Here is a 10,824-nt window from a genome sequence, read left to right on the forward strand (position 1 = left end):
GTTGTAACGTTCAGGGCATCATAAAAAGGAGAAACTATGCTGGGTTTAAAAGCGGTTCATCATATTGCGATCATTGCCACCGATTATGCGAAAAGTAAGGCATTCTACTGCGACGTTCTCGGCTTTACGCTGTTGAGCGAGGCCTACCGTGAGGAGCGCGACTCCTGGAAAGGCGATCTGGCGTTAAACGGTCAATATGTGATTGAGCTGTTCTCTTTTCCTTTCCCGCCAGCGCGTCCTTCACGCCCGGAAGCCTGCGGCCTGCGCCACCTGGCCTTCAGTGTCGATGACCTGGACAGCGCGGTAAAACATCTGGAAGCCCACGGCGTGGCCTGCGAAGCGATTCGTGTCGATCCCTTTACCGATAAACGTTTCACTTTTTTCAACGATCCGGACGGCCTGCCGCTGGAGCTTTATCAGCAGTAATCGCCGTCATGTGTGATAATGCCCGTTCAGTTCGGGCATTTTTTATGTGTAATTTCCTATGACCTTACCCGCTATCGCGCACGCCGTTTCACCCTACCGCCAGCTGCTGGTGGGGTTCAGCGGTGGCCTGGATTCCACCGTTTTGCTGCACCGCCTTAAGCTCTGGCGCGACCGTGAGCCTGACGTCCAGCTGCGGGCGATGCATATCCATCACGGCTTAAGCCCCCATGCCGAAGACTGGGTGGCGCACTGCGAAGCGGTGTGCTCAGGGTGGGAGATCCCGCTGATCGTTGAACGCGTCACGCTTGAGGATGAGGGGCTGGGTATTGAGGCGCAGGCGCGGAAAGCCCGCTACGCCGCGTTTTCTGGCGCATTACAGCCTGGAGAAGCGTTGGTCACCGCGCAGCATCTGGACGACCAGTGCGAGACGTTTTTACTGGCGCTCAAGCGGGGCAGCGGGCCTGCGGGTTTATCCGCCATGCCTGAGCGCGCTGATTTTGCTGAAACAGAGCTCATCCGCCCGCTGCTGGGTGAGACGCGCGCATCACTGGAAGCCTGGGCGCAGCAGCATCATCTGTGCTGGATTGAAGACGACAGCAATCAGGACGACAGTTACGACCGTAACTTCCTGCGCCTGCGCGTCTTACCGCTGCTGAGTGAGCGCTGGGCGCATTTTTCCGAAGCGGCGGCCAGAAGCGCCATGCTGTGTGCTGAACAGGAAAGCTTGCTGGATGAGTTGCTGAGCGGGGAGCTGAATACACTGATTACCGCTGACGGTGCCCTGAACGTTGCGCCGTTGAAGGTGATGAGCCCCGTGCGTCGGGCTGCTCTGATTCGCCGCTGGCTGGCTTACCACCGTGCGGTTATGCCGTCCAGGGCGATGCTCAACCGTATCTGGGAGGAAGTTGCACAGGCGAGGGAAGATGCCGCACCGTGTATACACCTGAATGGTTATGACGTCAGGCGTTATAAAGGGCAACTCTGGTGGGTAAAATCTGTGCCGTCGCTGGCTGACGTTGTGCTCGACTGGCCGTCGCCGGAAAAAGCATTAACGCTACCGATGAATGCCGGTGTCGTTGCGTTAAGTCATTCGGGCAATGTGCGTCTACCTGAGCCGGACGAGAACGTTACCATACGCTTCAGGGCCAGCGGCATGCTGCATATCGTCGGTCGTAACGGCGGGCGTAAGCTGAAGAAAATCTGGCAGGAACAGAACGTTCCGCCCTGGCGACGTAATACCACGCCGCTTCTGTTTTACGGCGACACGCTCATCGCGGCGGCAGGGGTGTTCATCACTGAAGAGGGGTGGGCTGAAGCGGGTGTTAATTTTGAATGGAAAGCGTAACGGGCAGCCTGGCTGCCCGTTGGTTATCAGGATTCGCTCACCACGACGGTGCCGATTTCCGGATGGCTGAAACTGGCAATTTTGTCGAGGCGTAGCTCACGCGTTGCACCTGCATCTTCCACAACCAGGTATTCCACATTTTTACGGGAAACCAGATCGCTGGCCTTTGCCTTTAGCACTTCGCCATCTTTTAGCTCCAGCGTCAGTATTAAATGATGCTGGCAGGCGAGTTCGAGGTTGTCATAGTCATCACAATTGATGGGTTGATAAGTATCATTCATCGACATAATCGCTCACCAGTAAATTCGCCGCAGCATACGCTGCTTTTTCCCTGACCGATTCAGAAAGGCTCTCATCAGAGGCCACTTCATTTAGCACGTTCAATACACAGCCCAACGCATCCGGAATGTACCCCAGATCTCCGCTGGCGATCTCCGCATACCGTCTGCGAATCAACTCACAATAATTATTCACATCACCTCCTGCCAGCGTACTGACTTACTGTGAGATATCATTAAGCCTACGAAGTTAAACTCGGTTTAGCAAGGTGACTATACCATACTCATTTAAGCAATATCAGCGCCTTGATAAGAGTGAGCCACCACCTCGTAACAGCCTTTTGCCGCGGTTTTCGCTACAATGTACGCCTGATTCGAAAGGAGTTCTCTCATGGCGCTGAAAGCGACTATTTATAAAGCTGTGGTCAATGTGGCGGATCTTGACCGTAACCAGTTTCTGGATGCGTCATTGACGCTGGCGCGTCACCCTTCTGAAACCCAGGAGCGCATGATGCTGCGCCTGCTGGCGTGGATTAAGTATGCCGACGAGCGTCTGCAATTTACCCGTGGTTTAAGCGCGGAAGATGAACCGGAAGCCTGGCTGCGCAACGATCATCTGGGTATCGATTTATGGATTGAGCTTGGCCTGCCGGATGAACGCAGGATCAAAAAGGCCTGCACCCAGTCTGCTGAAGTGGCGTTGTTTGCCTACAACCAGCGCGCGGCGGAGATCTGGTGGCAACAAAATAAAAATAAATGTGCGCAGTTCAAAAATCTCACCGTCTGGTATCTGGATGATGAACAGCTGGCGCAGTTGAGTGCGTTCGCCAGCCGGACGATGGCGCTACAGGCAACAATTCAGGACGGTGCCATCTGGCTTTCCGATTCTCAGAATAATCTGGAAATTCATCTCACGGCCTGGCAGCCCGCATCATGATTGTATTGTCCCGAAATGTCAGCATCCCTGATAACGAGCTGGAGATCACCGCTATCCGGGCCCAGGGCGCAGGGGGGCAGCACGTTAACAAGGCCTCAACGGCTATCCATTTGCGCTTTGACATTCGGGCCTCCAGCCTGCCAGAGTATTATAAAGAAAGCCTGCTTGCCGCCAGCCATCACCTGATCACCAGCGAGGGTGTGATAGTGATTAAAGCGCAGGAGTATCGCAGCCAGGAGCTTAACCGGGAAGCGGCAATTGCCCGGCTGGTCGCGGTCATCAAAGAGCTGACGGCTGTACAAAAAAGTCGCCGGGCAACACGTCCAACGCGGGCATCGAAAGAACGTCGGTTGTCATCGAAGGCGCAGAAATCCACCGTAAAATCACTGCGTGGCAAAGTCCGTCACCCATAATGTGACGAAAGGGATACCCTTTTCATAAGGAAAGTATTGTGAAAAAAGCATTATTATCAGCGCTGGCCGTGACAAGCCTGTTTGCGCTTTTTGGCTGTAATAACCGTTCGGAAACGCAGGTACTACAGCCAACGCAAAATGAAGAATTAAAGCCGATGCAGCAAAGCTGGCGCGGCGTATTACCGTGTGCAGATTGCGAGGGCATCGAAACCTCTCTGTTCCTGCAAAAAGATGGCACTTGGGTCATGAACCAGCGTTACCAGGGGGCGAAAGAACCGTCTTCTTTTGCATCTTACGGAACATGGGCGCGTACGGCTGAGAAGCTGGTATTGACGGATACCACGGGCGATAAAACCTTCTTCCGCGCCAAAGGCGAGGGGATGGAGATGCTCGATCGCGAAGGCAATCCGATTGAATCCCAGTTCAACTACACGTTGGCCCCGGTGAAAGCGACCCTGCCAGCCACCCCAATGGCGATGCGAGGAATGTATTTCTACATGGCGGATGCGGCGATCTTCACTGACTGTGCAACCGGGAAGAAAGTCAGCGTGGCGAACAATGCCCAGCTGGAGCGAGACTATGCCGTTGCGCGCGGCAACGACAGTAAGCCAGTGTTGCTGACGGTTGAAGGGCATTTTACGCTGGAGCCAAACCCGGATAGCGGCGAGCTGGTGAAAACGCTAGTGGCAGATAAAGACGCGAAGTTTGCTGCGGGGAAAGACTGCGACAGTAAATAAGATATAGCCATTAAAAAACCCCGCACTGGCGGGGTTTTTTGTTTCTTAACCTTTGATGGCTTTCACCAGGTAATCAAGAATATCGCCCGTCTTGATCATCTGTTTTTCGCCGTTGCGACGGTACTTGTATTCAATCTCGTCGCTGTCGAGGTTACGGTCGCCAATGACGATGGTGTGTGGAATACCGATCAGTTCCATGTCAGCAAACATCACGCCAGGACGCTCTTTACGGTCATCCATTAGCACGTCGATACCTTTCGCGCTCAGCTCAGCGTAGAGTTTCTCAGCCAGCTCCTGCACACGGTAAGACTTGTGCATGTTCATTGGCAGGATCGCTACCTGGAAAGGCGCGATGTTATCCGGCCAGACGATTCCGCGTTCGTCATAGTTCTGCTCGATAGCGGCAGCAACAACGCGCGTTACGCCAATGCCGTAGCAGCCCATGGTCAGAACCTGGTTACGACCATCTTCGCCCTGAACGGCAGCGTTCATTGCGCGTGAGTACTTATCGCCCAGCTGGAAGATGTGGCCTACTTCGATACCGCGTTTGATCATCAGGGTACCCTTGCCGTCCGGGCTTGGATCGCCTGCGACCACGTTACGGATGTCAGCCACTTCCGGCGTCGCCACGTCCCGATCCCAGTTGATGCCGAAGTAGTGTTTACCGTCGATGTTTGCGCCCGCAGCGAAGTCGCTCATCGCCGCAACGGTGCGGTCAATGACCACCGGAACAGGCATGTTCACCGGGCCCAGAGAACCAGGACCTGCATTCACCACGGCGCGGATCTCCGCTTCCGTTGCGAAGGTCAGCGGGCTGGCAACCTGCGGCAGCTTCTCGGCTTTCACTTCGTTCAGCTCGTGATCGCCTCGTACCAGCAGGGCAACCAGTGGATAAGCGCTACCTTCAGCCGATTTCACCAGCAGGGTTTTCACGGTTTTTTCGATCGGCAGAGTAAACTGCTCAACCAGCTCGGCGATGGTTTTCGCGTTTGGCGTATCAACCAGCGTCATCTCTTGCGTTGCCGCGCCGCGTGGTTCTTTTGGTGCCAGCGCTTCTGCAAATTCGATGTTCGCGGCGTAATCAGAGGAGTCAGAGAAGATCACATCGTCTTCGCCGCTCTGCGCCAGAACCTGGAATTCATGGGAGGCGCTACCGCCGATTGAACCGGTATCAGCCTGTACAGCACGGAAATCCAGCCCCATGCGGGAGAAGATTTTACTGTAGGCCGCGTACATTTTGTCGTAGGTCTCTTGCAGCGATTCCTGAGAAGTATGGAAAGAGTAAGCATCTTTCATCAGGAACTCGCGAGAACGCATGACGCCAAAGCGTGGACGCACTTCGTCACGGAACTTGGTCTGGATCTGGAAGAAGTTCAGCGGCAGCTGTTTGTAAGAGCTCAGCTCGTTACGGATCAGATCGGTGATCACTTCTTCATGCGTTGGGCCGAGGACGAATGGACGATCGCCACGATCGGCAATACGCAGCAGTTCAGGACCGTACTGCTCCCAGCGACCGCTCTCCTGCCACAGTTCAGAGGGCTGAACGACCGGCATTAACACCTCGATAGCACCGGCGTTGTTCATCTCTTCACGCACGATGTTTTCGACTTTTTTCAGGACGCGCACGCCGGTCGGCAGCCAGGTGTATAACCCGGAGGCCAGCTTGCGGATCATCCCGGCGCGCAGCATCAGCTGGTGGCTGATCACCTCGGCGTCGGCAGGTGTCTCCTTCAGAGTGGAGAGCAGATATTGGCTAGTACGCATGTTGTTACGGTTCCATTTCGACGATTGGAACAGGCTGAAACACCAGCCTGACACAAAAAAAGTGGTTTAGTTTACCAGTGTGGCAAAGATGCCAAAAGAGAGGAGAACAAAATTACCTGGGTTCTAGGGCAAACACTTCAAAACCCGCCGCAGTCACGCGCCAGCGCACGTTAAAGTCCAGCAGCCAGACGGCGTACGTTTTCCCGGCTTCCTCTTCTTTGCGGTAGGCGGGACGGGGGTCCTGCGCCAGCACTTCAACGATAAAGTCACGCAGACGTGGATAACGCTTTTCCAGCTCGCTGATTTGCGTCGTTATTTCAGACGTGAAGTGAACCGGCATATCTGCCTGCGGTGCGTCCTGAGCATAGCTTGCCCGGGCATCCGGCAGCGCTTCGGCGAAGGGCAGGTAAGGCTTAATATCTATGACCGGTGTGCCATCAACCAGGTCAAGGCTACCTAACTCCAGGATCACCTGATCTCTCTGACAACGTATGCCTTTCAGCTCGACCAGCGACATTCCGATGGGGTTGGGACGAAAGGTTGAGCGGGTGGCAAAGACCCCCATTCTGGCATTTCCGCCCAGACGAGGAGGACGCACAGTGGGACGCCAGCCGCCTTCCATGGTCTGGTGAAACACAAAGACCACCCATAAATGGCTGAACGCCTCAAGCCCGCGCACTGCATCGGCCTGGTTATACGGCGCGACAAGATGAAGCTCGCCGCCGCCGTGAATGACCAGACCCGGCTGACGCGGCACGGCGAACTTTTCTTTATAAGGGGAGCGGATAACGCCTATCTGCTCGAACTGAAATGAACTCATTTCGCCGTAATGTTAAGCGCAGAACCGATACATACCGCCTGACGATAGCAACCTGGTGTGCCGCTGGTGACTTCACAGCTGTGCAGCAACACCGCGTTGGCTTTCATTTTCGACGCGTTGATTTGCATACGCTTGCGGGCTGTCGGAATATTGGGTGGAGAGTCCTGATTCGTTGCCTGGCAGGATTCGCCGCTCACTTCGCCCAGTTCACGGAATGGCTTACCGACCAGCTCGTCGGCTTTGGTAATAATACGTACCGGCGCAGCGCGAGGCGCTTTCGGTTTTGCTGGCTCCGCTTTTGGCGGGGTTGCAGTGCTTTGAACAGGTTCAACAGGAGATCTGCTTAGCATAGAACAGCCGCTCAGCATCAGTGCTAAAAGACAGATCGGTAAAGCACGCATAATAATTCCTCAGTGGATAATCAAAACGTCAGATATTGAAGCAGTTGACCGCACAAATGACAAGACGGGCAAATGCCCGTCTTGATGATATTACACTGCCGGGAGATTACCAGCCTTTAACCGCGCCGCCGTTAAACACCTTATTGGCTTCCTGGTACACTTCTTCAGACTGATATGCCTGTATGAATTTCTTCACATTCTCCGCGTCTTTGTTGTCTTCGCGAGTCACGATCAGGTTGACGTACGGGGAATCTTTATCTTCAACGAAGATGCCATCTTTCGCTGGGGTCAGGCCGATCTGGCTGGCGTAAGTGGTGTTGATCACGGCCAGGGCGATCTGCGCATCGTCCAGAGAACGTGGCAGCTGTGGTGCTTCCAGCTCAACAATTTTCAGATTTTTCGGGTTTTCGGTTACGTCCAGAACGGTCGGTAACAGGCCAACGCCTTCTTTCAGTTTAATCAGGCCCACTTTCTGTAGCAGAAGCAGGGAACGGCCAAGGTTGGTTGGGTCGTTAGGGACGGCAACCTGTGAACCCGGCTGGAGTTCATCCAGAGATTTAATTTTCTTGGAGTAGCCGGCAATCGGGTAAACGAAGGTGTTACCGACAGCAACCAGTTTGTAGCCGCGATCTTTGATCTGCTGATCCAGGTACGGTTTATGCTGGAAGGCGTTAGCGTCAATGTCGCCTTTGCTCAGCGCTTCGTTCGGCAGAACGTAATCGTTGAAGGTCACCAGTTCAACGTCCAGGCCATATTTCTCTTTAGCGATTTTCTGCGCGGCCTCAGCAACCTGCTGTTCTGCACCGACGATAACGCCTACTTTGATGTGGTTTGGATCTTTTTCGTCCTGACCGCAACCCACCAGTGCCAGCGAGCCAATCAGTGCGCCTACTGCTGCGAAGATCTTAAATTTAAACGCCATGTTATATCCTTAACTCGTCGAGTTTGTGTTGTTTGTAACGTTATTTATGCGTAACAGCCCGGACGATACGATCGCCAGAGAATTGAATTAAGTAAACCAGCACAACCAGCAATACCAGAACGGTATTCATTACGGTAGCGTTATAGCCAATATAGCCGTACTGATATCCAATCTGGCCTAAACCGCCAGCACCTACGGCGCCGCCCATTGCGGAATAACCGACCAGCGTGATAAGCGTGATGGTTGCTGCGTTCACCAGCCCAGGCAGCGCCTCTGGCAGCAGAACTTTGCGAACGATCTGCATTGGTGTTGCACCCATCGCGCGGGAAGCTTCAATCAGGCCTGTTGGGATTTCCAGCAGGGCGTTTTCCACCATACGGGCGATAAACGGTGCCGCGCCTACTGTCAGCGGGACAATTGCCGCCTGCAAACCAATCGACGTCCCGACGATCACGCGAGTAAACGGAATCATCCACACCAGCAGAATAATGAACGGAATAGACCGGAAAATGTTCACCAGCGCAGAGAGCGTGCGATACAGCTTCGCGTTTTCAATAATTTGACCCGGGCGCGTGACGTACAGCAACACGCCGACCGGCAGCCCAATCACAAAACCAAAGAAGCCCGATACGAAGGTCATTGCCAGCGTTTCCCAAACGCCGCGAACCAGTAGCCACATCATCGGCTCAGACATAACCCAGTACCTCTACTTTTACGTGATGTTCTTGCAGCCAGGCAATTGCCGCCTGGGTTTCTTCCTGTGTGCCGTGCATTTCCGTCAGCATAATGCCGAACTTCACGCCACCGGCGTAGTCCATCTGCGCGCTAATAATGTTGTTATTCACGTTAAAGCGACGCGCGGTTTCGGACAGCAGCGGTGCGTCAACGGACTGGCCCGTGAACTCCATGCGCAGCATCGGGACGCTGTCAGGCGTTGCGTCTGTTTTTAAACGTTCCAGATAATCTTCCGGAATATCAAGATGCAGTGTGGACTGAATGAACTGCTGAGCCAGCGGCGTTTTCGGGTGCGAGAAGACTTCGCTCACCGTGTCCTGCTCAATCAGCTCACCGTTGCTGATGACTGCTACACAGTCGCAGATACGTTTCACTACATCCATTTCATGCGTAATAAGGAGGATAGTCAGGCCCAGACGACGGTTAATGTCTTTTAACAGTTCCAGAATAGAGCGCGTGGTAGCCGGATCTAATGCGCTGGTGGCTTCATCGCACAGCAGCACTTTTGGGTTGCTTGCCAGCGCGCGAGCGATTGCTACTCGCTGTTTTTGCCCGCCGGACAGATTTGCCGGGTAGCTGTCATGTTTATCACCCAGACCAACCAGATCGAGCAGTTCGGTGACGCGACGCGTAATTTCTTCTTTTGGTGTGTTATCAAGCTCCAGGGGTAACGCAACGTTACCGAAAACGGTGCGTGAGGCCAGCAGGTTAAAGTGCTGGAAAATCATGCCAATCTGGCGACGCGCTTTGGTGAGTTCTTTTTCTGAGAGAGCGGTAAGCTCCTGGCCGCCAACTTCTACGCTGCCCTGGGTTGGGCGCTCAAGCAGGTTAACACAACGGATCAGCGTACTTTTACCTGCACCCGATGCGCCAATGACGCCATAAATCTGACCAGCAGGCACATGCAGGCTGACGTTGTTCAGCGCCTGAATGGTTCGGTTCCCCTGCTGGAACACTTTGGTGATATTGGAAAGTTTAATCATTAGATTATTTTTATCGTAAGTAAGTTAGCCGTGGCATTTTCTTCTGCCAGATACGGGGAATGACCGTAAACAAAATGGATGTTAAGGCATCCAGACGTCTAAATCAATCCACCGCTTTGCGATGAGCACTTTATTGCGCTGCGATTCATGAGATACTAGCTGAACAAGCCTTTTTCAGGAGCAAACCGGTGGCAAAATCTGTACCCGCAATTTTTCTCGATCGTGACGGCACTATTAATGTGGATCACGGTTACGTCCATGAGATTGATGAGTTCGAATTTATCGAGGGCGTAATAGATGCCATGCGCCAGTTGAAAGAGATGGGCTATGCGCTGGTGGTGGTAACTAACCAGTCCGGTATCGCCCGGGGTAAATTTACCGAAGCGCAGTTCGAGACGCTGACGGAATGGATGGACTGGTCTCTGGCCGATCGCGGCGTCGATCTTGATGGCATCTATTATTGTCCGCATCACCCGCAGGGAAGTGTAGAGGCGTATCGTCAGACCTGCGATTGCCGTAAGCCACACCCGGGCATGTTTATCTCTGCACAGGAATTCCTGCACATTGATATGGCCGCATCTTATATGGTGGGCGATAAACTGGAAGATATGCAGGCAGCAACGGCGGCAGGTGTAGGTACCAAAGTATTAGTGCGTACCGGTAAACCGGTCACCCCAGAAGCAGAAAATGCAGCCGACTGGGTGATAACTAGTCTGGCAGAACTGCCAAAAGAGATTAAAAAGCACCAAAAATAGGCGTTTTGGCGAAAAGGTGAGCGGTTGAAATAAAAATGCATTTTTCCGCTTGTCATTCCTCGGCGGCTCCCTATAATGCGCCTCCATCGACACGGCGGATGTGAATCACTTCACAAACAACACGGTCGGTTGAAGAGAAAAAATCCTGAAAATCAGGGTTGACTCTGAAAGAGGAAAGCGTAATATACGCCACCTCGCGACAGAGCGCTGAAACGCGTCGCAACTGCTCTTTAACAATTTATCAGACAATCTGTGTGGGCACTCAAAGTGACATGGATTCTTAACGTCCTCGGACGAAAAATGAATAC

General features: G+C 53.5%; 14 protein-coding genes. 6 read left to right on the forward strand and 8 right to left on the reverse strand.

The features are described 5' to 3' along the window. The first annotated feature begins 36 nt into the window (after positions 1-36). Together ACOTX4_RS15165 and tilS are read left to right on the forward strand one after the other, a co-directional pair. Entirely contained in the window at positions 37-426 is a 390-nt protein-coding gene (locus tag ACOTX4_RS15165) for a VOC family protein (protein WP_003856151.1), read from the forward strand. Positions 427-484: 58 nt separating this feature from the next. After that, the gene (tilS, locus tag ACOTX4_RS15170) at positions 485-1,771 is read left to right on the forward strand and encodes a tRNA lysidine(34) synthetase TilS (RefSeq protein ID WP_003856150.1); all 1,287 of its coding nucleotides are present in this window, start codon (positions 485-487) and stop codon (positions 1,769-1,771) included. 26 nt (positions 1,772-1,797) lie between these two features. Here the strand turns inward: tilS and rof are convergent, their stop codons facing one another. After that, positions 1,798-2,058 carry a Rho-binding antiterminator gene (rof, locus tag ACOTX4_RS15175; protein ID WP_003856148.1) on the reverse strand — a complete coding sequence of 87 codons (261 nt, stop codon included), beginning with the start codon at positions 2,056-2,058 and terminating at the stop codon, positions 1,798-1,800. Then, entirely contained in the window at positions 2,045-2,245 is a 201-nt protein-coding gene (locus ACOTX4_RS15180) for a YaeP family protein (protein ID WP_003856146.1), read from the reverse strand. The genes rof and ACOTX4_RS15180 overlap by 14 nt, the downstream gene beginning before the upstream one ends. Positions 2,246-2,440: 195 nt before the next feature. Between ACOTX4_RS15180 and ACOTX4_RS15185 the strand changes: the two genes are divergently transcribed. Genes ACOTX4_RS15185 through nlpE form a run of 3 tightly spaced genes read left to right on the forward strand, consistent with a single transcriptional unit; the run spans position 2,441 to position 4,136 of the window. Next, on the forward strand, positions 2,441-2,986 hold the full coding sequence (locus ACOTX4_RS15185) for a YaeQ family protein (protein WP_003856144.1): 546 nt from the start codon (positions 2,441-2,443) through the stop codon (positions 2,984-2,986). Then, positions 2,983-3,399: an alternative ribosome rescue aminoacyl-tRNA hydrolase ArfB gene (gene arfB, locus ACOTX4_RS15190; protein WP_003856142.1), complete on the forward strand. Its 417-nt coding sequence runs from the start codon at positions 2,983-2,985 to the stop codon at positions 3,397-3,399. Before ACOTX4_RS15185 ends, arfB begins: the two co-directional genes overlap by 4 nt. 38 nt (positions 3,400-3,437) lie before the next feature. After that, positions 3,438-4,136, forward strand: coding sequence for an envelope stress response activation lipoprotein NlpE (nlpE, locus tag ACOTX4_RS15195; protein ID WP_003856140.1), 699 nt, complete (start codon positions 3,438-3,440; stop codon positions 4,134-4,136). A 45-nt stretch (positions 4,137-4,181) separates the two neighbouring features. Here nlpE and proS read toward each other — a convergent pair whose 3' ends face one another. The 6 genes from proS to metN form a co-directional block, all read right to left on the reverse strand. Beyond that, the gene (gene proS, locus ACOTX4_RS15200; protein ID WP_003856138.1) at positions 4,182-5,900 is read right to left on the reverse strand and encodes a proline--tRNA ligase; all 1,719 of its coding nucleotides are present in this window, start codon (positions 5,898-5,900) and stop codon (positions 4,182-4,184) included. 112 nt (positions 5,901-6,012) lie between these two features. Next, complete coding sequence (gene tsaA / locus ACOTX4_RS15205; protein WP_003856135.1) at positions 6,013-6,720, reverse strand: tRNA (N6-threonylcarbamoyladenosine(37)-N6)-methyltransferase TrmO; 708 nt, start codon at positions 6,718-6,720, stop codon at positions 6,013-6,015. Beyond that, entirely contained in the window at positions 6,717-7,121 is a 405-nt protein-coding gene (gene rcsF / locus ACOTX4_RS15210) for an Rcs stress response system protein RcsF (protein ID WP_003856133.1), read from the reverse strand. Before rcsF ends, tsaA begins: the two co-directional genes overlap by 4 nt. A gap of 106 nt (positions 7,122-7,227) precedes the next feature. Next, positions 7,228-8,043 carry a methionine ABC transporter substrate-binding lipoprotein MetQ gene (metQ, locus tag ACOTX4_RS15215; RefSeq protein WP_063937948.1) on the reverse strand — a complete coding sequence of 272 codons (816 nt, stop codon included), beginning with the start codon at positions 8,041-8,043 and terminating at the stop codon, positions 7,228-7,230. 40 nt (positions 8,044-8,083) lie between these two features. Then, the gene (locus tag ACOTX4_RS15220; protein WP_003856130.1) at positions 8,084-8,737 is read right to left on the reverse strand and encodes a methionine ABC transporter permease MetI; all 654 of its coding nucleotides are present in this window, start codon (positions 8,735-8,737) and stop codon (positions 8,084-8,086) included. Further along, positions 8,730-9,761 (reverse strand): methionine ABC transporter ATP-binding protein MetN, encoded by a 1,032-nt coding sequence (gene metN, locus ACOTX4_RS15225; protein ID WP_032608553.1) that lies wholly within the window; start codon positions 9,759-9,761, stop codon positions 8,730-8,732. The genes ACOTX4_RS15220 and metN overlap by 8 nt, the downstream gene beginning before the upstream one ends. A 188-nt stretch (positions 9,762-9,949) precedes the next feature. Between metN and gmhB the strand changes: the two genes are divergently transcribed. Continuing rightward, complete coding sequence (gmhB, locus tag ACOTX4_RS15230; protein ID WP_003856122.1) at positions 9,950-10,516, forward strand: D-glycero-beta-D-manno-heptose 1,7-bisphosphate 7-phosphatase; 567 nt, start codon at positions 9,950-9,952, stop codon at positions 10,514-10,516. Positions 10,517-10,824: the final 308 nt, after the last annotated feature.

The organism is Enterobacter cloacae complex sp. IR5459, assembly GCF_049238005.1.
Taxonomy (GTDB): Bacteria; Pseudomonadota; Gammaproteobacteria; order Enterobacterales; family Enterobacteriaceae; genus Enterobacter; species Enterobacter hormaechei_C.